Source organism: Neisseria sp. 27098_8_158 (assembly GCF_041433145.1).
Classification (GTDB): domain Bacteria; phylum Pseudomonadota; class Gammaproteobacteria; order Burkholderiales; family Neisseriaceae; genus Neisseria; species Neisseria subflava_E.
Window position 1 is genome coordinate 13,828 of the sequence record NZ_JAPWAZ010000003.1, and the last position, 20,579, is coordinate 34,406.

Sequence of the window (20,579 nt, forward strand, 5' to 3'; positions counted from 1 at the left end):
ATTAAATTTGTACTTTTTTCATTAGAAATGAGTGGGTGGCATCTTACGACCAATGATAAAAAGGGCTGTTTAACTTGAATAAAAAAGGCCGTCTGAAATATTCAGACGGCCTGCTTTTTTTGTAACGTTATGTAGTGTTGTACGTTACGTTGCCAAGTAATATTGGCTTAAATTTCATCTATTTGATAAATATGAATTTAATAAAACATGATGCCTTAAAAATCCTATTTATCCGGTATCTGTAAAATTTTGAATCTGTCTTGTAAATCAGTATGCAGGACAGGCATTTTTACTTTATTCACAGATTGGTTCTACTTGTCAGAACGTTTTGCTCAATTCGACAAACATTTTGGTTTTGCCGTATTCGTAGAACTTGTCGTTGCTCCATGTTTTGTTGTGGGCAATGGTCAGGCGCGGGGTGATGCCTTTGAAATGGAGGGCGCGGTGCCATACGCTCAGGGAGGCGGAGGTTTCTTTGTCGCGGCGGTTTTGTTCGTTGCTGAAGAAGCTGGGGGCTTGGTAACGGCGTTGGGCGGCGCTGAGGCGTAGGACGGTGGAGAGGCCTTTAGGCCATTCTTGTCCCCATGTGGTGCGCAGGGCGTAGCGGTTGAAGCTGTCGCTTTTGTCGTCGCGGTTGCGTTCGCGGTAGAGGTCGATACCGGCTACCCAGTATTGGCGCGCGTTGCGGTAGTACACGATGGAGTTGCTGAGCAGTTGGCTGGTGTTGTTGGAATGCTCGCGGCGGCCGTTTTTCAGACGGCCTGCTTCAAATGCGCTGAGGGTTTGTAGCTTGGGTTGCCACCAATGGTTGTAGTGGAGGCGTGCGCCGTTGGTGTAGGTATAGGGGTCGTTGCCGTAGAAGCGGCGTTCGTGGAACGGGGTCATGCCGACGTCGTTGCGCTGGTCGGCATAGCCGATGCCTGCCGAGAAGCGTGTGGTGAGGTCGTTGTAGTTGGTGTGTGTGGGATAGATTTTGCCGTAATGGTCTGCGCCTGTCGTGGCATAGAAGCCGCGTGGCAGCGACCATTTTTTTTCTGCGCCGATTTGGTAGTGGACGGCGGTGGCATCGATGGGCTCGGGGAATGTCCAGCCTCGGAAGCAGTCGTCGTCGGGATAGGCTAGGCGCACGGCGCGGCATTGTTCATCGCTCAGGTAATTGCCCAGACGGCGTTGGCCGGGGGCTTGGTTGATGTTTTGCTCGCGCGTGATGTTCAGGCCGGCGTTGAATTGCCATGAGTCGCGTTCGCGCAGGGCTTTGCGGTAGGTTTCGAGGCGTTCTTGCAAGGCAGGCGGGAGGGATTCGGTTTGCAGTTTGTCGAACTGGTCGGCCGCGGCTTCGTTTTGTTTGTCTTCAAACAAGGCGGTCGCAAGCTGCCAGCGGACGGCGGAAGCATCGGGCTGCTCGGCGATAAAGCGGCGGTAATGGCCGATGGCTTCGGCGGCGCTCCCTTCGGATTGGGCAAGCAAACCTTTGGCATAGCGCGCCATGGCGCGGTCGTGTTCGGGCCATTGTTCGTAAATGGGCAAAACGGCTTTGATGCCGGGGATGTTGTGGGCGACAACGGCGGAATACATGGCGCGTGCCAGTAATTCGGTGTTGGCAAGCAGGGTGTCGGCATCGACGTTGATGATTTTTTCAGACGGCCTGTTTGTCTGCTCGGCAGGGATGTTGTGCGCTTCGGGTTGTTGGGGTTCGGCAGTGTTGACTTGAAGCTCGGGTTTTACATCAGGCGGCACATCGGCAGCGTGAAGGGAAAGGGGAAGGATGGCGAGGAGGAGCAGACGTTTTTTCATGGCAATGTTTGGAATGTTATCGGTATAAGTGGGCAGATTGTACAATGTTTTGAGTCGGAAATTTTGCAAACCGATTGCCATTTTATCTGATAAAGACGACAAAAGGCCGTCTGAAACCCGATGGGATTTCAGACGGCCTTTGTTGGCGAGTCGGATTTAGTTTTTGTCCAAGTCCAAATCGGCTTTGTATTCGATACGGCCTTGGCCTTTGTCTTCGATGGAAACGTCCAGCTCTTGTTTGCCACGTTTGAATTTCAGATCGGCATCGTCGTGTTTGATTTCTGACTCAACCACATGGAAACCCTTGCTGCGCGCGTGGGCGATCACTTTTTTGGCCAAGGAAGGAATGGAATTGCGTTGGCCGGAAAGTTCGGCTTCGTATTCAAATTCGCCGTCGCCTTGATGATCGGCTTTGATGGTGTGCGCGCCATCCGGATGGTAGATTTCGGAAGGCAGCGGGGAGGCGAATGCCGTGGCGGAGAAAAGAGCCAAAATGCCGGTGGCCAGTAACGATTTTGCTTTGGTCATCGGTTTTCCTTTCTGAAAAGGGTTTTGAGAACGACATCATCTTATCGATAGGTATGAGGGGGCGGCAAGCGGATAAACCTGATTTTACGCGCGGCTACATGATTTGTTTGGAGGGAGTTGATTCTTTGCTTTGGGCTGGTGTTTGCTTGCAGAAAAATGCTGCTGGAAAGACTTAGCCGAGGAGGAATAATTCGCCGCCGTGCGCCTTTAGCCATTGTTTGGCTTGGTCGACATGCGGCGTGAGCGAGTGGGTCAGAGCCCAAAATGCAGGGCTGTGGTCGGGATGGCGCAGGTGGGCGAGTTCGTGCAGGCAGACATAGTCGGCAACATATTCGGGCGCACCGATAAGCCGCCAGTTGAGGCGGATGCCGGTAGTGTGGCGGCAAACGCCCCAGAAGGTTTTGGCGTTGGAAAGGGAAATGGCGCTCGGGGTCAGGCGGGTGGTTCGGATATGGCCTTCAAGGCGCGGCAGCAGATATTCGCGCGCACGCTCGAGCAGGAAGCGGCGCAAATGGGTAAGTTGGGCGGCGGTTTCTTTTTCGGGTAACAGGATTTCAGACGGCCTGATTTGGATGTGGTTTGCCGTGTGGACGGACAAAGCCGTCTGAACGCCTTGATACCAAATCCATTCGGGAAGCGCGTCGGTAGGTGTTTGTCGGGCCGGTGTTTTGTTTAGGGTACGGTGCAGGAGGGCTTCGTTATCGTTCAGCCATTGGGTAAAGGTGCGCTGGGAAACAAACGGAGGGATATTGATGCTGACGGTATCGGCGGAAACGGGGCGCAAGATGAGGTTTTTCTTGGCACTGCGTTTGAGCTGGATATGAATGGTGAGGCCGTCTGAAAGGGTGTAGGTATGGAGGTGGGGCATGATGTTGAGAAAAATATTGGACGGCATGGAAAGGGCGGGTATAGCGGCCCACCCGATGGAATGATTTATTTGGTTTTGGGCGCGAACGGGCCTTGTCCGGTAATCAGGGGCTGTTGGCTTTCGATCCATTGCTCGCATTGGGCCATGAGTTCGGCTTCATTGCCGTTGTTGTGGGCAATGGGTTTGCCGATGATGACGCTGACCGTTCCGGGGTATTTGAGGAAGGAGTTGCGCGGCCAAAACTCGCCGCTGTTGAGCGCGACGGGGACGATGTCCATCTCGAACATTTTTGCCATGCGCGCGCCGCCGAGTTTGTAGCGGCCTTTTTCACCGGGCGACAGGCGTGTGCCTTCGGGGAAAATGGTAATCCAATAGCCTTCGTTTTTACGCGCAAGGCCTTGTTCTAAAAGTTGTTTGTTGGCTTCGCGGCTGTTGCTGCGGTCGATGCCGATGGTTTTAACCAGTTTCAAGCCCCAGCCGAAGAAAGGGATTTTGAAGAGTTCGCGTTTGGCAACATAGACTTGAGGCGGAAAAATCTCTTGCAGGGCGAGGGTTTCCCAGCCGCTTTGGTGTTTGGCGCAAATGATGGCAGGGTGGTCGGGAATGTTTTCCGCGCCGCTTAAGGTGTAGTTCAAACCGATGATGTGCTTGAGCGACCAGTTGAGGATGCGCACCCAAACTTGCGCCATTTTGTGTGCACCGCCTTGGAAGGGCAGGGCAAGCAGCATAAAGGGGAACAGTAAAATAATGCTAGAGGAAAGGATGAACCAGTAAATCAGGTTGCGGATAATCAGCATATCGGGGAAAAGTCTGTCGTTTGAAGGCCGTCTGAACACCGTTGTCGGCTGGTTTCAGACGGCCTTGTCGTTTATAGGATGGCTTGCGCGGCTTCTTCGATTTGTATGTTTTCACGCATGATGTATTGCGAGAAAGCGAGTAGGTTGTCGAAGACTTGGGTGTGTTCGGGCAGTTCTTGCTCGTGTTTGGCCAGCGTTTTTTTGCCTTTGCCGGTCAGGACGAGCGCGGACTTGCCGCCTGCGGCATCAATGGCCTGCAGGTCGCGCAGGCTGTCGCCGACCAGCCAGGTTTCGGCGGCATTGGCTTTGAAGCGTTCGATGATGTCGATAATCATGCCCGGCTTGGGTTTGCGGCATTCGCAGTTGTCGGCGGCGGTGTGCGGGCAAAACCAAATGCCGTCGATGGTACCGCCTGCTTGAACGGCAAGGCGGTGCATTTTCGCGTGCATTTCGGTCAGATCTTGCACGGTAAAGTATTTGCGGCCGATGCCGGATTGGTTGGTGGCCACGGCAATGGTGTAGCCTGCCTGCGTTAAAAAGGCGATAGCATCCATGCTGCCTTCGATGGGAATCCATTCGTCAACGGATTTGACGAAATCGTCGCGGTCTTGGTTGATGACGCCGTCGCGGTCGAGGATGATGAGTTTCATGGTGTGGGCTCTTATTTTTCTGCTTTCAAACTGCTTTTCCATTTTTCAAAGGCCGTCTGAAAAACGGGTGTCAGTTTGGCGAAGGTTTCCGGGGTGTTTTTGACGTGGTAGAAGCCACCGAGCGAGGGCGTGTCGAGGGCGAGGACGTAGTCTTCCATAAATGCGCCGTAGCCGTCTTCTTCGTCGGTGTAGTAGAACTCAGTAAACCGTTGGCCGAGTTCGGTAAAGTCGTCCGCCGTTAATGCGCCGTCCATGTGTTTGAGCAGAAAGTGCCGTCCGCTGATTTTGCCCGAGGCCATGGCGGCGAAGTCAGCCGCGGTTTCGGGGGCGGTTTGCCAGACGGGGTTGACGAGGCCTGCATGCGCCGCCCACTGCCAGTACATGCCGATATGGGTGGCGGCGTTTTCGGGTGGGAGCTGGTCGGGATAGTCTTCGTCGAGATGGAAGCGGATATTGTCGTACATGGACGGGGTTCGTTGGGGGAAAGGGGGTATTGTAGCGGAAAATAATGAATTAGGCCGTCTGAAAGAGGGTGTTTCAGACGGCCTTAAGGGAATTTAACCTTTAAATACGGGAACAAGCTCCATTTGGCTCAATATTTGGGCGGCAATGTTGATGACGCCGAAGAGGAAGACCCAAACCATCAGCCGGAATCCGCCGTAAACTTGGTAGTTTTTGCCGACGCCGAATTTTTTACGCGAGCGGTAGAGCAGCATGGCCGGGATGATGCCTGTCCAGATGGTGGCGGCCAGACCGACGTAGCCGATGGCGGTAACGAAGCCGGTGGGGAAGAGCAGGCAGGAAATCAGGGGCGGCAGGAAGGTCAGCGCGGCGGTTTTGGTGCGGCCGGAGATGCTGTCGTTCCATTTGAAGATGTCGGCGATGTAGTCGAACAGGCCGAGCGTTACGCCGAGGAAGGAGGTGGCAATCGCCATGTAGGAGAATAGGGTTAACACTTTGTCCATGTTGCCGGTTTGGGCGAACTTGGACAGCGTTTCGATCAGGACGGAAACTTGTCCTTCTGCGGCGATAACCGGTGCGAACTCGTTGCGCGGCAGGTTGCCTTGGATGGCGATTTGCCAGAGGACGTAAATCACCAAGGCAATCAGCGTACCCGACCACAGGGATTTGGCTACTTTGGGCGCGTCGCCTTTAAAGTATTTGAGCAGGCTGGAGACGTTGCCGTGGAAGCCGAATGAGGCAAGGCAGACGGGCAGGGCGGTGGCGACATAAATCCAGTAGCTGGTGCCGGCAGGGGCTTGGGTGTCAAACAGGACAGGCATTTTGGCATCGGCAATCAGGCCGCCGGTTGCCCAAATAAAGGTCAATACCATGCCGCCGATGAGGATGCTGGTGAAACGGTCAACCAGACGTGCGGATGCCCAAACGCAAAAGGCGAGAATGCCGAAGAAGACGAGTTGGCCGACGGTCAGCGAAATTTCGCCGCCTACCGCGCTGCCGATGCCTTTGGCGGTCAGGTCGCCGCCGACGAAGATGTAGGCGTAGGTGAGCAGGTATAAAACGAAGGCGACGGCAACGCCGTTGATGACGTTCCAAGCCGGGCCGAGCAGGTCTTTGACCATGGTGTCGAAGCTGGCGCCGTGCGGATAATGGGTGTTGACTTCCAAAATCATCAGGCCGCTGGAGAGCATGGAAAACCAGGTGTACAGCAATACGGCCAGCGAGCCGGCAAACCATACGCCGGACGTGGCAGTCGGGTTGGCAAGCATGCCTGCGCCGATAACCGTACCGGCGATAATCATCGCGCCGCCGAATAGGGAAGGGGTTTTGGTTGACATTGTTTATCTTTCTTCTAGAAATGCGTGGCTGCCATTATGCCGTAAAGTGTAAGAAAAGGTAAAGCAAAGGCCGTCTGAAAACCCGATTGTCGTTTTCAGACGGCCTTTGATGTGCATAAATGCAACTGATTAAATCAATTTTCGCAGTTTCAATTCGTTTTTCAGATACGCGTAATAAACCGGCGCGACGATGATGCCGCCGATGCCGAAAATGCGTTCAAAGACGACCATCGCCACCAGCAATTCCCACGCGCTGGATTCGATTTCCGAGCCGATGATTTTGGCGTTGAGGAAATATTCGAGCTTATGGATGACAACAAGGAACACCAGAGAGGCGAGTGAGACGTAAAGAGATGCGCCGAGGCTCAAAATAATAATGATGGTGTTGGAAATCAGGTTGCCCGCCACCGGAATCAGACCGACGATGAAGGCGACGATCAGGACGGTCATTTTAAACGGCAGGTCAACGCCGAACAGTGGCAAAACCAAGTAGAGGTACAGGCCGGTCAGGAAGGTGTCGATCAGTGAGATTTTGACTTGTGCGAGGAACACGCGCTCAAAGCTGGTTTCAAAATTGACGATGCGCCGCATCAATTCGGCTTTAAACAGCGGCATTTTGTGGCGGTTTTTGCGCATTTCCAGGCGGTGGAAACTGAGCATGGCGCCGATGATGATGCCGATGAGGATGTATACGAAGGATGTGATGCTGTTTTTACTGATACGGGTCAGAGCGGCACGGTATTCTTCAATCAGCTTGATTGCCGAGGCTTTGATTTCGGCCATATTGTTGGGCAGCATATTGAGAATGGCCGCAGGCAGGTCTTGGCTGTTTTTGGTGTCTTCCAAAATCGCCGCCAGCTTGGCCAGCATAAAACCGACATGGCCGCCGTGTATCAGGTGGTAAATGCCCAAAGACATCATTGCAATGATGCTGAACACGATGGCCAGCGTCAGCGTAGTGGAAATCAGGTTGATATTGTGCGCGTTGAGCGATTTATGCAGTCGCGTGTTGCGCGGTAAAACACGGCGGCGGAGTTTGAGGATCACGCCGTTGGTGCGCGTAATAAAGATATAGGTCAGGATAACCGACAGCAGCAGTGGCAGAAAATGGTAGTGCAAGACAATCAGCAAGGCCAAGCCCATCAGGATATAGGAAGCGTTACGGAAAGTCGGGTTGTCGGAGTGGGAAGAGAGTAAGGACATGTGAAGCCAATAAGGTAAAAAGCAAAAAAGTAGGTCAGGCCGTCTGAAAAATCATGTTCAGACGGCCTAACTTAATGACAGCGATTAATCGTGCAATGAGGCCGCGTGTACCGTGTTTTCCAACAAAGTAGCAATCGTCATCGGGCCGACACCGCCGGGAACGGGCGTAATCATGGAAGCGCGTTCTTTGGCGACATCAAACTCCACATCGCCGCACAGGCTGCCGTCGTCCAAGCGGTTGATGCCCACATCGATAACGACTGCGCCGGGTTTGACCCATTCGCCTTTAACGAAATTCGGAATGCCTACGCCGACCACCAAAATATCTGCGGCAGCAACTTCATCGGCAAGGTTTTGCGTGGCGCTGTGGCAGATGGTTACCGTCGCGCGGGACAGCAGTAATTCCAACGCCTGCGGACGGCCGACAATATTGGACGCGCCGACGACGACTGCTTTTTTGCCTTTCGGGTCGATGCCGTAGGCTTCCAACAAAGTCATCACACCTTTGGGTGTACAAGGGCGCATCAGCGGCATTTTGACGACCAGGCGGCCGACGTTGTAAGGGTGGAAGCCGTCCACATCTTTATGCGGCTCGATACGTTCCAAAACCGCTTGGCTGTCAATGTGTGCCGGCAGTGGCAGTTGCACCAAAATACCGTCGACGGCAGGGTCGCCGTTCAATTCGTCCACCAGTTTCAGCAAATCGTCTTGCGTGGTTTCAGACGGCAGCTCATAAGAGCGCGATTCGATGCCGCTTTTTTGGCAGGCCAGTTTTTTATTGCGTACATAAACCGCGCTGGCAGGGTCGTCGCCAACCAATACCACTGCCAAGCAAGGCGTGTGCAAACCTTTTTCCTGACGCGCTTTTACCGCCTGTGCGACCGCCTCGATGCGTTGCTGGGAGATTTTTTTTCCGTCTATAAGTTGTGCAGCCATGATTTTTCCTCCTCAATTCAATAGGGATAAATATTGCGTTTAAATTATCGCATTTTTCAGACGGCCTGACACAAAAGAGTGACCCTGATTGCGAAACATAAAAATAAATAACGATTAAAAATAATAAGATAATCAAAAAATGAAAAAATAAAGCAAAGTAGGTGTTGACCGGGCTAAAAAGGGTCTGTATAGTTCAGGTCTTCAGTCGGGGCGTAGCGCAGCCCGGTTAGCGCATCTGCTTTGGGAGCAGAGGGTCGTGAGTTCGAATCCCACCGCCCCGACCACAAAATTCTTAGCACGAATCGGCATGAGCGCCCGTAGCTCAACCGGATAGAGCACCGACCTTCTAAGTCGGGGGTTACAGGTTCGATTCCTGTCGGGCGTGCCAATTTTTACGGTGGCTGTAGCTCAGTTGGTAGAGCCCTGGATTGTGATTCCAGTTGTCGTGGGTTCGAGCCCCATCAGCCACCCCAGATGAAAGCCTGCATATTGTATGCAGGCTTTTTTCCATTTATACCCGAATTTTACTTCAGATTTAATTGGGTTTCAAAAAAGTATTTATCAAACCGTTTCATCATGGCATCGGCAAAAATAGCATTTGCTGTGTTATCAAATATCAATGAATACGCAGTCAAGCCCGAATATTGTACCGTTCGGTATCTTTTTATGGCGTTTCGCCGTTATCCTTTATAATACCCCGATTATTTTCTGTTTCATTCCCAAAGGAACCGCATCATGTCCGAATGGCCAGCTCCAGAATTTGAATCCAAAATCTGTCCGCCCGAAAAGCTGGCGGAGCGTTTGGCGGCATTGCCCCGTCCGCTGGTGTTTACCAACGGCTGTTTCGATATTCTCCATAGGGGCCATGTAACGTATCTGGCACAGGCGCGATCGGCCGGTGCGGCTTTGGTACTGGCGTTGAATACCGATGCTTCGGTGCGCCGTCAGGGCAAAGGGGACGATCGCCCGATTAATCCTTTGGAAAACCGCGCGGCAGTGGCAGCGGCATTGGCGAGCGTGGATTTGGTCACATGGTTTGATGACGATACGCCGGCCGCGCTGATTGAAATGGTCAAACCCGATGTGTTGATTAAAGGCGGCGACTGGCCTGTGGATAAGATTGTCGGTGCGGCCGAGACGTTTGCGCGTGGCGGCAAAGTATTTTCGATTCCGTTTTTACACCAGACTTCGACCACCAAAACTTTAGCGAAAATCCGCGAAGCCGGAGGAGGCGAATGACGGATTTGAACAGCCGCCATTGGGCCTTGCTCGCCGCGCTTTCAGACGGCCTGCCGCAGCACGTTTCTCAGTTGGCGCGAGTGGTCGGTATGAAGCCGCAACAATTAAACGGATTCTGGCAGCAGATGCCGGGCCATATCCGCGGTTTGCTGCGCCAGCATGACGGGCAATGGCGCTTGGTGCGCCCTTTGGCTGTGTTTGCCGAAGAATCTCTGCAACAAATGGCCGGAAAACAGGGTTTTCGTGCGCAGTTGAAACACGAATGTTCGTCCAGCAATGATGAAATCATGGCATTGGCGCGCCAGTCGGCAGATTTGGCGCATAAGGCCTTGTGCGTGGCGCATTTCCAAACCAAAGGCCGCGGACGGCAAGGGCGAAGCTGGGTCAACCGACAGGGTGAATGTTTGATGTTCAGCCTGGGCTGGGCGTTTGATAAGCCGCAGTATGAGCTGGGTTCGCTGGCGTTGGTGGTGGCATTGGCTTGCCGCCGCGCGCTTGCCGATATCGGTTTGGACGTAAATATCAAGTGGCCGAACGATTTGGTCGTGGCCAACGATAAATTGGCCGGTATTTTGATTGAAACGGCGCGGGTCGAGAATAAAACCGTCGCTGTTATCGGCATCGGCATTAATTTTGTATTGCCGAAAGAAGTTGAAAACGCCACTTCTGTGCAGGCTTTGTTTCAGACGGCCTCTAAGCAGGGCGTAAGCGTCAAAACCTTATTGAATGCGGTATTGGCGCAACTCGATGCGCTGTTGAACGAATACGCGCAAAACGGATTTGCGTCATGTGTCGACGAATACGATGCCGCTAACCGCGACACAGGCAGGCCGGTATTGCTGCTTCAAGAAGGGCGCATTGTTCATGAAGGCGTAGTCAAAGGCGTGGATGCGCAAGGCGCGTTGCGTTTGTTGACCGACAATGGCGAGAAAACGATTGTCAGTGGCGAGATCAGCTTGCGCCCGGATAACCGCCCGGCACAACCTGCAGCCGCCAAGCCGGAACGCTTTTTGCTGCTGGACGGCGGCAACAGTCAGTTGAAATGGGCGTGGGTAGAGAACGGCACATTTTCCGAAGTCGGCCGCGCGCCGTATCGTGATTTGACCCAGCTGGGCGAAGAATGGCTGCGATTTGCCGATGACGATGTGAAGATTGTCGGTTGCGCCGTGTGCGGTTCGGTCAAAAAAGCAATGGTAGAAGAACAATTAACCCGTCCGGTCGAATGGCTGTCTTCCATGCCGCAGGCTTTGGGTATCCGCAACCATTACCGCCGCCCTGAAGAACATGGCTCCGACCGCTGGTTTAATGCGCTGGGCAGCCGCCGCTTTACGCAAAACGCCTGCGTCGTCGTCAGCTGCGGCACCGCCGTAACCACCGACGCGCTGACGGAAGACAATCATTATCTCGGCGGCACCATCATGCCCGGTTTCCACTTAATGAAAGAGGCGATGGCGCTCAAGACCGCCAACCTCAACCGCCCCATTGGCAAGGTATATCCGTTCCCAACCACAACGCCGAACGCCATTGCCAGCGGCATGATGGATGCCGTTTGCGGCGCGTTGATGATGATGCATGGCCGTCTGAAAGACAAAACAGGCGAGGGCAAACCGGTCGATATTATTATCACGGGCGGCGGCGCGGCCAGAGTCGTGCAGGCGCTGCCGGAGTCATTCGTTCATGACAATCAAGTGAAAATCGTCGATAATCTCGTGATTCACGGGCTCTTGCATTGGATTGCCCATCGCAACGGACAATAAAAAGGAAAACGCATCATGAAATGGCTGTTTGCGGTCTTGGTCGCACTCAACATCATTGTTTTTGGCAGCATGGTTGCCTATCGGACACAACATAAAACCATCAAACCCGAATCTGCTTTGGAAGGTGGCACGCACGAATTATTGCGCCCGTCTTCTTTGGACGCGCCCAAAGCCGAGCCGCAGCAGGCATCGCAGCCCGATTGGGTGGCGGATGAATCAGACGGCCTGATCATGGCCGAACCCGAATCCGAAGAAGCAGAAGCCTTGCGTAAAAAACAAGAAGCGCAGCAGTTGAAAGAGAAAAAAGAAAAAATGCGCCGCGAGAAAGAGGCGCAAGAACGCCGCGCCGCCGAAGAAGAGATGGACGCGGCCGGCGTGGAACGCTTGTGTACCAGCAGCGCCACCGTAGTGATGGACGAAGACGATTACCACCGCATCAAAGGTCTGTTGGGCAAATGGCCTCATGCGGCCAGCCGCAGTATCGAAAAACGCAACGGCGCATCTGGTGGCGAAACTTCTTTCAAAACCTTCCGCGTGGTCTTGCCTGCCGACGGCGACACTTCCGCCCAGCTTGACGCCTTGGGCAGCCGCGGCTTTAGCGGCAGCATTCATAACGGCGAAATCAGCATTGACGTGACACGCAGCCGCTCTTCCGCCCAAGTTTTGATTTCACGCTTGTCCAGCGCAGGTTTCGGCGGCGCGCGCATTGTCGAACAGGAAGACAGAAGCGCACCCGATACCGGTTTAAGCGTGGCGCGCATGACCGTGGTCTTTATGGCTGTTGACGAGCGCGATGCCCAAGACATCAGAAACATTGTCGGCCGTTATGGCAAGTTGAACATGAAAACCTGCCGATAATCAGGTCTATTCAGTTTCAGACGGCCTGATCAATAGCTGGTCAAGTCTGATAAACCGAACGCTGCAAAACATGAAACCCACTGTATCGGCAGTGGGTTTCATGTTTTTCGGTTTTGAGTATCTGATATAAAGGGGAACAGGTATGTTTCGTATATGCGCACTCCGAGTATCAAGAGATAATGGGGAAGAGGGGGATAAAATCTGTCGTTTAATGGCTCGGATTAGGACGTCTTCCGAGTGAGTTTGATTATACGCTAATAATAACTATTATCAATAGCAAAACTAAAAAAATAAGGGATTTTTTTGTAGCAGATTGTTTTGTATGGAAATTAAGTTTCGGTATTGGCTTTGCCGTGATTGAAAAGGCCGTTGATGACCCACAAGCATATTTGGCATCTCCTGTCGGCAGCTTGCCGGCAATGTCTGAAACATTGCCGGCAGAGACAGAAAATGGCAACAGTGTCGCAGTTAAAACAAAACTGGATAAGCATTTTATCGTGTTGTACTCGTTAAAATAGAATGGGGATAGAGGAAAGTATAGCGTATAAGAATTAGGGTAAAGAGCAACCCTCTGGCATTAGGATTCTACATTCTTGTGCGCCTGTATTGGTGCAATTTGTCATAGCTGTTTGTTCGGAAACTCCTTGCTCAGCAGCACCGCCTATAATTATAGGAGTACCTTTTAAATTTCCTACTGCCGCAGCAATGCAGCCATTTCTAACCCATTTAAGAATTTCACAAGAAGCTCCATTACTACCTTTCTTACAACGCTTAATTGCTTCACTTTTTGCTTCTGCTAATGACCTATGATTTAAAGAACCTGTAATATGGCCAGCCTTTTTACTGATTGCGATAGCTCCAAACTTAGATGGGACGTGCACATCTACATATTCTATTTTTTTTGTGGGCTTAGCTACTTTTGATTGTGGAACATTATATAAAATTTGTCGGCCCGAGCTGTCGATAATACGGCAAGTTCCAGTTGCCGGTTGGTATTCACCGCCACAGCCGTTGGCATAAACATTAAGGCTTGCCAGTCCTAGCAATACAACAAATAACTTTTTCATTTTAATTCCAATCTATTTATTATTTGAATCTTTATCAGTCTGCCGTTGCATGAATCATACGATGATTTGTTATCTTCTTTACGCGGCTGACGTTGAAATAGGGCAAGGCAAACGTTTCAACCCTATATTCCTATGTTTCAGACGGCCTTTTGATTTGTTTCAATCACTCATAAACCCAAGCAATCAACATATCCAAAGCCATATAAAATACCGTATAATCAAGGCCAAATTAACTTTGCCTGCTTGTCGGGCCGTCTGAAAAATTATGCAACAAACCTACGCCGCTGTACAGCGAGATTTGCTCGAAGCCAACCATCTTTCCCCCGATTTGCTCGCCCAAAGCCTGAGCATTATCGGCGCCAACCATGTCGATTATGCCGACATCTATTGTCAGCGCACTGCCTATGAAAGTTGGCATTTGGAAGAAGGCATCGTCAAATCGGGCAGCTTCCAAATTGATCAGGGCGTGGGCGTGCGTGCCGTTTTGGGCGATAAGACTGCTTTTGCCTACGCCGACAGCCTGTGTATCGATTCAATCAACCGCTCTGCCAAAGCCGTGCGCGTGATTGGTGCGGCCGGCAACGAGGCCAGCGTCAAAGTGCCGACACCTGCCTACGGCAAGCCTGTCCACATGGCGATTGACCCTATTGCCAGCCTCGATTCCGCTGCCAAAGTCGCGCTGTTGAACAAAGTTGAAACGCTGGCCAAAGCCGCCGATCCGCGTATCGTGCAAGTGATGGCCGGTTTGACCTGCGAATACGACATGGTGTACATCGCCCGTCTGGATGGTAAACACGCTGCTGATATCCGCCCGATGGTGCGCATGAACGTAACTGTCATTGCCAAGCAGGGCGAGCGTCGCGAGCAGGGCAGCGCGGGCGGTGGCGGGCGTTATGATTTGGCGTATTTCGATGAAAACTTGGTTTGTCGGTTTGTCGATTCCGCCGTCAAACAAGCCCTGACCAATCTCGAATCCCGTCCTGCGCCTGCCGGCGAGATGACCGTTGTTTTGGGCAACGGCTGGCCGGGCGTGTTGCTGCACGAAGCGGTCGGACATGGTTTGGAAGGCGATTTCAACCGCAAAGAAACCAGCGTTTTCTCCGGCAGAATCGGCGAGCGCGTGGCCGCCAAAGGCGTGACCGTTGTGGATCAAGGCGATATTGCCGACAGACGCGGTTCGCTCAATATCGACGACGAAGGCAACGAAACCCGCCGCACCGTATTGATTGAAGACGGTATTTTGGTCGGCTATATGCAGGACGAAACCAACGCCCGCTTGATGGGTACGCAATCGACCGGCAACGGCCGCCGCGAAAGTTACGCTTCTGCGCCCATGCCGCGCATGACCAATACCTTTATGGAAAACGGCGGCTATGAGCCGGAAGAAATCATCGCGTCCATCGACAAGGGCATTTACGCCGTCAACTTCGGCGGCGGACAAGTGGATATTACCAGCGGCAAGTTCGTGTTCAGCGCATCCGAAGCGTGGTGGGTGGAAGGCGGCAAGCTGCAATATCCTGTCAAAGGAGCGACCATCATCGGCAACGGCCCCGAAGTGCTGAAACACGTTTCCATGATAGGCAACGACTCCGCGCTCGACAGCGGCATCGGTGTCTGCGGCAAAGAAGGGCAGAGCGTTCCTGTCGGCGTCGGACAACCGACATTGAGGATTGATGCCGGACTGACCGTCGGCGGTAGCGAAATTTAAACGGCAGGCCGTCTGAAAAGTTTTCAGACGGCCTTTTACATTAGGATGAAACCATGCAGGAACAGAATCGGAAATCAAGTTTTCCCATAGTGATGTTGCTGGTGTCGGTTGCCCTATGGATAGCGTCTTTGTCCAATGTTGCATTTTATTTGGGCAATCATGAAAGCATGAAGGGTTTGACCGTTTTGATTTTGGGATCGATATTTGCTTCTTTGGATATCAGGTATTGTGCGGCCTATGCGAATTATGTTTGGTTAGCGGCCATTGTTTTGCTGGCGTTGCGGAAGAAGGTCGTGCCTGTCCATGCGGCACTTTGGGGCTTGGCGTTGGTGGCTTTCAGTGTGAAAGCCGTACACGTCGATGAAGCAGGGAATACATCGGATATTGTGCGCTACGGCGCCGGATTTTATTTGTGGTATGCCGCATTTGCGGTTGCCACCATCGGTACGTTTGCCGGAAAGAATAAGGAAAGAAAAGCCACAACGCTGGCAGATGGGACGAAAAATGACGCTTGATGAATGGTTGCGCCAATCGGCACTGCCCAAAAATGAAGCGCGGATGTTGTTGCAATATGCGCTGGGTTATACGCGTGCGCAGCTGGTGACACGCGGTACGGACGATTTGGCAGACTCTGCCCTGCAAACCTTGGAGGCTTTGGCTCAACGCCGTCTGAAAGGCGAGCCGATGGCCTATCTGTTGGGCGAGCGCGAGTTCTACGGACGACGTTTTGCCGTCAATCCCCATGTGCTGATTCCACGCCCTGAAACCGAGCATTTGGTGGAAGCCGTGCTCAAACGCTTGCCGTCGCAAGGCCGTGTGTGGGACTTGGGGACGGGAAGCGGCGCCATTGCCGTAACCATCGCGCTTGAACGCGGTGATGCCGATGTTCGCGCATCCGACATCAGCGTCGGTGCTTTGGATACTGCCCGCCAAAATGCGGCCGAATTGGACGCAAAAGTGGAGTTTGCACAGGGTTCGTGGTTTGATACCGACAGGCCGTCTGAAGGCGGATACGATGTGATTGTTTCCAATCCGCCGTATATCGAGAACGGCGATGAACATTTGTCGCAAGGCGATTTGAGGTTTGAACCGCAAAATGCGCTGACCGACTTTTCAGACGGCCTCAGCCATATTCGCCACATTACCCAAGAAGCCCCCAAATACCTGAAAGCCAACGGCTGGCTGCTGTTTGAACACGGCTATGATCAAGGTGAAGCAGTGCGGAATATTATGCTGGAGAATGGTTTTGCCGAAGTGGCAACCGAACAGGATTTGGCAGGATTGGACAGGGTCACGCTGGGGCGTTTGCCTGCTTAGTGGGCATGGTTTGTCGGAATATAAAAAAGGGCGTGTCGATCGCGCCCTTTTGGTTTTCAGACGGCCTGGTTTAACGCCAAGCAGCGACGAACTCCGCCCAGTGTTGTTTTTCTTCGGCTTGTGCGGCCAGATAATGTTTGATGCGTTTGATTTCGACTTCGTATTCGTCGGCATCGAGCGCACCGCTCATCATGCGAAAGCGCATATACATCAGGTAGGTATTGGCGGCATCGGTTTCGCAATAGTCGCGGATGTCTTTCAGACGACCTGCATGATAGGCGTCCCAAACCTTGCTGCCGTCCATGCCCAGTTTGCCGGGGAAGCCGCAGAGTTTGGCCATGTCGTCCAAAGGCACGCTGGCACGCGGTTGGTAGAGGGCGAGCAAATCCATCAGGTCGCAATGGCGGGTGTGGTAGCGGCTGATGTAGTTGTTCCACTTAAAGTCGCGGCTGTCGCCAAAGTCGCCGTCGCCCGTGTCCCAATAACGGGCGGCGCTGATGCCGTGTATCAGGGCGCGGTAGTGGAGGACAGGCAGGTCGAAACCACCGCCGTTCCAGCTGACGAGTTGCGGCGTATAGTTTTCGATGACCTCGAAGAACTTGGCAATCATGACTTCTTCGCTGTCTTCGGGATCACCGATGGTGCTGACGCGGATTTTGTCCTGACCCCAGCGCATACAGCAGGAGATGGCGACGACTTGGTGCAGATGGTGTTGCATAAAGTCGCTGCCGGTTTTAGCGCGGCGTTGCTGCTGGGCAAACAGGACGACTTCGTTGTCGGGCAAATCGGCAGGCAAATCGTAAAGCTGGCGGATGCCGTTTACGTCGGGAATGGTTTCGATGTCGAAGGCGAGTATCGGAGTCATGGTGTGATCGGGTTGGATAAGGGATGATGTCATTGTGGCATGACGGCGCAGATAAAAAAAGAGGCAATCCCCCACAGGATTGCCCCAATACCTCAAATCAGAGATTTACGCTTCACAAACAATACAGGCTTTCACCTGCGGCTTTACAGATGCAGCTCAACTCTGCATCGGTAAACTTTGATTTCGGGTATTGCACCGAAATCCTCTAAAATACCGCAATTTCTTGCAATATCAAGAAAACTGTTTACAAAAGTATCTAAAACCGGCGAGACCGTCTGAACGTTTTGTAATTTGATGTAGTGAAATTTACGCGAATTTTTACAGTTTGCCAAGTATTTTTTTCTGAAGGCTGGTTTCGGTATAAATTTCAGGTGTTGTCATATTTTGCAATTATATTTCATAATTATTTTAAATTTAGATATTTATTTTGTTTTTTTAAATTTTAATTTAATTTTATTTCATATTTTGAATGATTAAAATGTATTTTTTTAGATGAGCTGTTTTTTAATATATTGTTTTTAAAAGAAATTAAATTTAATATGTAAATGAAAAAAGTGTATTGGGCCTGATGTTTTTCATTTTAGAAAAAATATAGGGTTGTTTGAAAGTTTCAATCACGATGAAAAAAGTTGTTTTTAAAGCATTTAAAGCGGAATATTATTTGATTGTTTAAAATCAAACATGAGTTTCGGTTTGATTCAATTAAAATGAAAAAGCGGCGAAAGAAGGATTTCGCCGCTTTTTGCATATTCAAATTGTAATTCAATGTAGTCAATAAAAGCTGCTTTCGCCTTCGGGACGGGTTTTGAAGCGTTTGTGCAGCCAGAAATATTGTTCGGGATGCTCGCGTACCCGCTCTTCGATGAAGTCGTTCATGCGCTGGGTGTCGGCTTCGACATTTTCGGTCGGGAAATTGTACCAAGCCGGATAGAAGCGCAGGGTTACGGTATTGTCGGCTTCACGCGTGGGGATAGCGGGAATGATTTTGGCTTTGGTCATGCCGGCGATACGGCTGAGGCCGGTAATCGTGGCCGTCTGAATGCCGAAGAAATTGACGAAAATGGAATCGTTGCGGCCGAAGTCTTGGTCGGGCAAATAGAGAAAGGGCGCATCGCTTTTGCGCAGGTGTTTGATGATGGCGCGCAGGCCTTCTGTGCGGCCGATCAGGAAAACATTGTTGTAGCGGTAGCGGCCTTTCAGGATTTGCTCGTCCAGGGCTTTGTTTTTTTGGTGCGAATACATGCTGGTCAGCGGCACATCCTGATTGAGCGTGTAAACCGCCATTTCAAATGCGGTAAAGTGCGGATAGAGGATGATGACTTTTTCGCCGGCGGCGAGGGCTTCGTCAAGATGGTGTTTGTCTTGATAGCGTACCAACGAGCGCAGCTTGTCCGCAGGCGCGTACCAGTAGAGGCCGTATTCGAGCATCAGTTTCGCCATGTGTTGGAAATGGCGTTTGAGCAGGGCAGTGCGCTGGCTGTCGTTCAGCTCGGGAAAGCATTTTTTGAGGTTGACCTCACCGACTTTGCGGCGCGGTTTGACTGCGTAATAAGCGAGAATGCCGATCGCGTCGGCAATCTTGTGCAACACGCAAAAAGGCAGTAGGCGGATGAGGTAGAGAAAAAGGAAGGCGGCTTTCATGAAGGCTCGCTGTATGTGGGCAAAGGGCTATTATAACCGAAAGGCCGTCTGAAAACGGGCTGGAACACTATTTCAGACGGCCTGAATGTCGGCTTACCATTGGAAACGGCCGCGTTTGACCTGCAGGCCGTCGGGGTTAAGTTGCGAAGCCAATCCGTGATTGCGCAGGGCATGGGTGAGGGCAACGGCGAGTCCGTCGGCGGCATCGGCTTGAGGCGTGCCTGAAAGTGCGAGCATTTGGACCACCATATGCTGCACCTGCTCTTTGGCGGCCTTGCCCTTGCCGACCACAGCCTGCTTGACTTGAAGCGCGGTGTATTCAAATACGGGCAAATCGTGCATAACCAAAGCGGCAATCGCTGCACCGCGCGCCTGACCGAGCATTAACGTCGCGGCCGGATTGACGTTGACGAACACTTGCTCGATGGCCGCCTGATGCGGCTGATAGTGGCGGATGATTTCGTCGATATGGCGGACAATCACGGCGATGCGTTCGGAAAGCGACGCGCCGGTCGGTGTTTTGATACAGCCGGAAGCAACATAATGATGCTCGCGGCCGTGGACATCGATAACGCCGAAGCCGGTCACGCGACTGCCGGGGTCGATGCCGAGAATGCGAGTAGGTTGGGAGTGAGACATAGTGCGTGTTTAAAGTAATCGGTGTTTCAGGGCAGGCAGGCGCGTGCGCACGCTTTGCAGGCGCGCGGTATCCAAATCGGCACAAATCACACCTTCGCCTTCCGGCAACGTTGCCAACACATCTCCCCAAGGGTCGATAATCATACTGTGGCCGAATGTGCGGCGGCCGCTTTCATGCAGTCCGCCTTGTGCCGACGCAATGACGTAGCATTGGTTTTCCACCGCACGGGCGCGCAGCAGCAATTCCCAATGCGCCTTGCCGGTCGTGTAGGTAAACGCGGCAGGCAACAGCAAAACATTAAACGGCTGCTGCGCGCGGAAAAACTCAGGAAAGCGCAAATCGTAGCAGACGCCGGCCGCCAGCGGAACATCGTCCACGCTCAGCTTCGGCACATCGCTGCCCGCCAGTATCGTATCGGCTTCGGCGTAGCGTTCGCCCAAACCGGAAAAGCCGAAAAGGTGCATTTTGTGGTAAAGCCCGATTCGGTTGCCGTTGCGGTCATATACAAGCATTGTATTCATCACCTTGCCCGCGTTTGGGCTTTGCAGCGGAATCGTACCGCCAAACAACACCACGCCGCATTCCCTTGCCGTTTCGCTTAAGGCCGTCTGAAAATGGGTGTCGCAGGTTTCGCCGACGTCTCCATCATTCAAAGGCTCGGAAAATGCCAGCTTGTCCGTATCGTTTTTGCCCATCAGCGGCCAATATTCGGGCAGCAACACCCAATCCGCCCCTTGTTCGGCCGCCTCGCGGACAAGGCGTTTCATCGTGGCAATATTGGTTTCGGGGTTGGTGGACGACACCATTTGCACAGCGGCGGCGCGTAAAGAGCGCATCATCAAAACTCCTGTCAGATTTTGCAAGAATTGTAACTTGTTTACGCACAAGGCCGATACAATCGCCTCACAATTC

At 52.4% G+C, this 20,579-nt stretch carries 20 protein-coding genes and 3 tRNA genes; 9 read left to right on the plus strand and 14 right to left on the minus strand.

Translation table 11 applies throughout. The features are described 5' to 3' along the window. Nucleotides 1-318: 318 nt before the first annotated feature. The 9 genes from O3681_RS08355 to folD form a co-directional block, all read right to left on the minus strand. The gene (locus O3681_RS08355; RefSeq protein WP_300480495.1) at nucleotides 319-1,794 is read right to left on the minus strand and encodes a surface lipoprotein assembly modifier; all 1,476 of its coding nucleotides are present in this window, start codon (nucleotides 1,792-1,794) and stop codon (nucleotides 319-321) included. Nucleotides 1,795-1,950: 156 nt separating this feature from the next. Beyond that, complete coding sequence (locus O3681_RS08360; RefSeq protein ID WP_300480447.1) at nucleotides 1,951-2,322, minus strand: hypothetical protein; 372 nt, start codon at nucleotides 2,320-2,322, stop codon at nucleotides 1,951-1,953. A 172-nt stretch (nucleotides 2,323-2,494) separates the two neighbouring features. Next, a complete protein-coding gene (locus O3681_RS08365; RefSeq protein ID WP_371459722.1) occupies nucleotides 2,495-3,217 on the minus strand; it encodes a M48 family metallopeptidase in 723 nt (240 codons plus the stop codon). 38 nt (nucleotides 3,218-3,255) lie between these two features. Continuing rightward, a complete protein-coding gene (locus tag O3681_RS08370; protein WP_070826336.1) occupies nucleotides 3,256-3,987 on the minus strand; it encodes a 1-acyl-sn-glycerol-3-phosphate acyltransferase in 732 nt (243 codons plus the stop codon). A gap of 71 nt (nucleotides 3,988-4,058) precedes the next feature. Continuing rightward, nucleotides 4,059-4,637, minus strand: a complete 579-nt coding sequence (gene gmhB / locus O3681_RS08375; protein WP_300480454.1) for a D-glycero-beta-D-manno-heptose 1,7-bisphosphate 7-phosphatase — start codon at nucleotides 4,635-4,637, stop codon at nucleotides 4,059-4,061. 11 nt (nucleotides 4,638-4,648) lie between these two features. After that, complete coding sequence (locus tag O3681_RS08380) at nucleotides 4,649-5,101, minus strand: cell surface protein (protein ID WP_254324088.1); 453 nt, start codon at nucleotides 5,099-5,101, stop codon at nucleotides 4,649-4,651. 93 nt (nucleotides 5,102-5,194) lie between these two features. Continuing rightward, nucleotides 5,195-6,436, minus strand: a complete 1,242-nt coding sequence (locus tag O3681_RS08385) for an aromatic amino acid transporter (RefSeq protein WP_371459723.1) — start codon at nucleotides 6,434-6,436, stop codon at nucleotides 5,195-5,197. A gap of 129 nt (nucleotides 6,437-6,565) precedes the next feature. After that, nucleotides 6,566-7,639 (minus strand): AI-2E family transporter, encoded by a 1,074-nt coding sequence (locus tag O3681_RS08390; RefSeq protein WP_371459724.1) that lies wholly within the window; start codon nucleotides 7,637-7,639, stop codon nucleotides 6,566-6,568. An 84-nt stretch (nucleotides 7,640-7,723) separates the two neighbouring features. Further along, nucleotides 7,724-8,575: a bifunctional methylenetetrahydrofolate dehydrogenase/methenyltetrahydrofolate cyclohydrolase FolD gene (gene folD / locus O3681_RS08395; protein ID WP_049336906.1), complete on the minus strand. Its 852-nt coding sequence runs from the start codon at nucleotides 8,573-8,575 to the stop codon at nucleotides 7,724-7,726. A 206-nt stretch (nucleotides 8,576-8,781) separates the two neighbouring features. Here folD and O3681_RS08400 point away from each other — a divergent pair. The 6 genes from O3681_RS08400 (at nucleotide 8,782) to O3681_RS08425 (ending at nucleotide 12,429) form a co-directional block, all read left to right on the plus strand. After that, nucleotides 8,782-8,859, plus strand: a tRNA-Pro gene (locus O3681_RS08400). 27 nt (nucleotides 8,860-8,886) lie between these two features. Further along, a tRNA-Arg gene (locus O3681_RS08405) sits at nucleotides 8,887-8,963 on the plus strand. Between the two features lie 9 nt (nucleotides 8,964-8,972). Beyond that, nucleotides 8,973-9,048: transfer RNA gene (locus tag O3681_RS08410), tRNA-His, on the plus strand. 262 nt (nucleotides 9,049-9,310) lie between these two features. Continuing rightward, on the plus strand, nucleotides 9,311-9,814 hold the full coding sequence (locus O3681_RS08415; protein ID WP_004520955.1) for an adenylyltransferase/cytidyltransferase family protein: 504 nt from the start codon (nucleotides 9,311-9,313) through the stop codon (nucleotides 9,812-9,814). After that, nucleotides 9,811-11,571, plus strand: coding sequence for a bifunctional biotin--[acetyl-CoA-carboxylase] ligase/type III pantothenate kinase (locus O3681_RS08420; protein ID WP_371459725.1), 1,761 nt, complete (start codon nucleotides 9,811-9,813; stop codon nucleotides 11,569-11,571). Before O3681_RS08415 ends, O3681_RS08420 begins: the two co-directional genes overlap by 4 nt. Nucleotides 11,572-11,586: 15 nt before the next feature. Next, the gene (locus tag O3681_RS08425; protein ID WP_371459726.1) at nucleotides 11,587-12,429 is read left to right on the plus strand and encodes a cell division protein; all 843 of its coding nucleotides are present in this window, start codon (nucleotides 11,587-11,589) and stop codon (nucleotides 12,427-12,429) included. Between the two features lie 551 nt (nucleotides 12,430-12,980). On the opposite strand, the gene O3681_RS08430 is transcribed toward O3681_RS08425, so the two are convergent. Then, nucleotides 12,981-13,496, minus strand: a complete 516-nt coding sequence (locus O3681_RS08430; protein ID WP_371459727.1) for a DUF4189 domain-containing protein — start codon at nucleotides 13,494-13,496, stop codon at nucleotides 12,981-12,983. A 265-nt stretch (nucleotides 13,497-13,761) separates the two neighbouring features. Between O3681_RS08430 and tldD the strand changes: the two genes are divergently transcribed. The 3 genes from tldD to prmC are packed head-to-tail and all read left to right on the plus strand — an operon-like array spanning nucleotide 13,762 to nucleotide 16,521. Then, nucleotides 13,762-15,204, plus strand: a complete 1,443-nt coding sequence (gene tldD / locus O3681_RS08435) for a metalloprotease TldD (RefSeq protein ID WP_371459728.1) — start codon at nucleotides 13,762-13,764, stop codon at nucleotides 15,202-15,204. 53 nt (nucleotides 15,205-15,257) lie between these two features. Continuing rightward, a complete protein-coding gene (locus tag O3681_RS08440; RefSeq protein ID WP_371459729.1) occupies nucleotides 15,258-15,719 on the plus strand; it encodes a hypothetical protein in 462 nt (153 codons plus the stop codon). After that, nucleotides 15,709-16,521 (plus strand): peptide chain release factor N(5)-glutamine methyltransferase, encoded by an 813-nt coding sequence (prmC, locus tag O3681_RS08445; RefSeq protein ID WP_371459730.1) that lies wholly within the window; start codon nucleotides 15,709-15,711, stop codon nucleotides 16,519-16,521. The genes O3681_RS08440 and prmC overlap by 11 nt, the downstream gene beginning before the upstream one ends. Nucleotides 16,522-16,591: 70 nt before the next feature. Here prmC and O3681_RS08450 read toward each other — a convergent pair whose 3' ends face one another. From O3681_RS08450 to O3681_RS08465, 4 genes are all read right to left on the minus strand, one after another. After that, entirely contained in the window at nucleotides 16,592-17,386 is a 795-nt protein-coding gene (locus O3681_RS08450; protein ID WP_342685637.1) for a 3'-5' exonuclease, read from the minus strand. A gap of 771 nt (nucleotides 17,387-18,157) precedes the next feature. Further along, on the minus strand, nucleotides 18,158-19,042 hold the full coding sequence (locus O3681_RS08455) for a lipid A biosynthesis lauroyl acyltransferase (RefSeq protein ID WP_371459875.1): 885 nt from the start codon (nucleotides 19,040-19,042) through the stop codon (nucleotides 18,158-18,160). A 78-nt stretch (nucleotides 19,043-19,120) separates the two neighbouring features. After that, on the minus strand, nucleotides 19,121-19,666 hold the full coding sequence (gene ruvC, locus O3681_RS08460; RefSeq protein WP_036492619.1) for a crossover junction endodeoxyribonuclease RuvC: 546 nt from the start codon (nucleotides 19,664-19,666) through the stop codon (nucleotides 19,121-19,123). A gap of 9 nt (nucleotides 19,667-19,675) precedes the next feature. Then, nucleotides 19,676-20,506: a carbon-nitrogen hydrolase family protein gene (locus O3681_RS08465; RefSeq protein WP_371459731.1), complete on the minus strand. Its 831-nt coding sequence runs from the start codon at nucleotides 20,504-20,506 to the stop codon at nucleotides 19,676-19,678. Between the last annotated feature and the right edge of the window lie 73 nt (nucleotides 20,507-20,579).

Excerpts from the sequence above, each read along its gene's own strand:
- O3681_RS08380 (WP_254324088.1), bottom strand. The coding sequence starts at position 5,101 with ATGTACGACAATATCCGCTTCCATCTCGACGAAGACTATCCCGACCAG.
- gmhB (WP_300480454.1), bottom strand. The coding sequence starts at position 4,637 with ATGAAACTCATCATCCTCGACCGCGACGGCGTCATCAACCAAGACCGC.
- O3681_RS08440 (WP_371459729.1), top strand. The coding sequence starts at position 15,258 with ATGCAGGAACAGAATCGGAAATCAAGTTTTCCCATAGTGATGTTGCTG.
- O3681_RS08360 (WP_300480447.1), bottom strand. The coding sequence starts at position 2,322 with ATGACCAAAGCAAAATCGTTACTGGCCACCGGCATTTTGGCTCTTTTC.
- prmC (WP_371459730.1), top strand. The coding sequence starts at position 15,709 with ATGACGCTTGATGAATGGTTGCGCCAATCGGCACTGCCCAAAAATGAA.
- O3681_RS08365 (WP_371459722.1), bottom strand. The coding sequence starts at position 3,217 with ATGCCGTCCAATATTTTTCTCAACATCATGCCCCACCTCCATACCTAC.
- tldD (WP_371459728.1), top strand. The coding sequence starts at position 13,762 with ATGCAACAAACCTACGCCGCTGTACAGCGAGATTTGCTCGAAGCCAAC.
- O3681_RS08355 (WP_300480495.1), bottom strand. The coding sequence starts at position 1,794 with ATGAAAAAACGTCTGCTCCTCCTCGCCATCCTTCCCCTTTCCCTTCAC.
- O3681_RS08465 (WP_371459731.1), bottom strand. The coding sequence starts at position 20,506 with ATGATGCGCTCTTTACGCGCCGCCGCTGTGCAAATGGTGTCGTCCACC.
- O3681_RS08430 (WP_371459727.1), bottom strand. The coding sequence starts at position 13,496 with ATGAAAAAGTTATTTGTTGTATTGCTAGGACTGGCAAGCCTTAATGTT.
- folD (WP_049336906.1), bottom strand. The coding sequence starts at position 8,575 with ATGGCTGCACAACTTATAGACGGAAAAAAAATCTCCCAGCAACGCATC.
- ruvC (WP_036492619.1), bottom strand. The coding sequence starts at position 19,666 with ATGTCTCACTCCCAACCTACTCGCATTCTCGGCATCGACCCCGGCAGT.
- O3681_RS08420 (WP_371459725.1), top strand. The coding sequence starts at position 9,811 with ATGACGGATTTGAACAGCCGCCATTGGGCCTTGCTCGCCGCGCTTTCA.
- O3681_RS08425 (WP_371459726.1), top strand. The coding sequence starts at position 11,587 with ATGAAATGGCTGTTTGCGGTCTTGGTCGCACTCAACATCATTGTTTTT.
- O3681_RS08450 (WP_342685637.1), bottom strand. The coding sequence starts at position 17,386 with ATGACTCCGATACTCGCCTTCGACATCGAAACCATTCCCGACGTAAAC.
- O3681_RS08370 (WP_070826336.1), bottom strand. The coding sequence starts at position 3,987 with ATGCTGATTATCCGCAACCTGATTTACTGGTTCATCCTTTCCTCTAGC.
- O3681_RS08385 (WP_371459723.1), bottom strand. The coding sequence starts at position 6,436 with ATGTCAACCAAAACCCCTTCCCTATTCGGCGGCGCGATGATTATCGCC.
- O3681_RS08390 (WP_371459724.1), bottom strand. The coding sequence starts at position 7,639 with ATGTCCTTACTCTCTTCCCACTCCGACAACCCGACTTTCCGTAACGCT.
- O3681_RS08415 (WP_004520955.1), top strand. The coding sequence starts at position 9,311 with ATGTCCGAATGGCCAGCTCCAGAATTTGAATCCAAAATCTGTCCGCCC.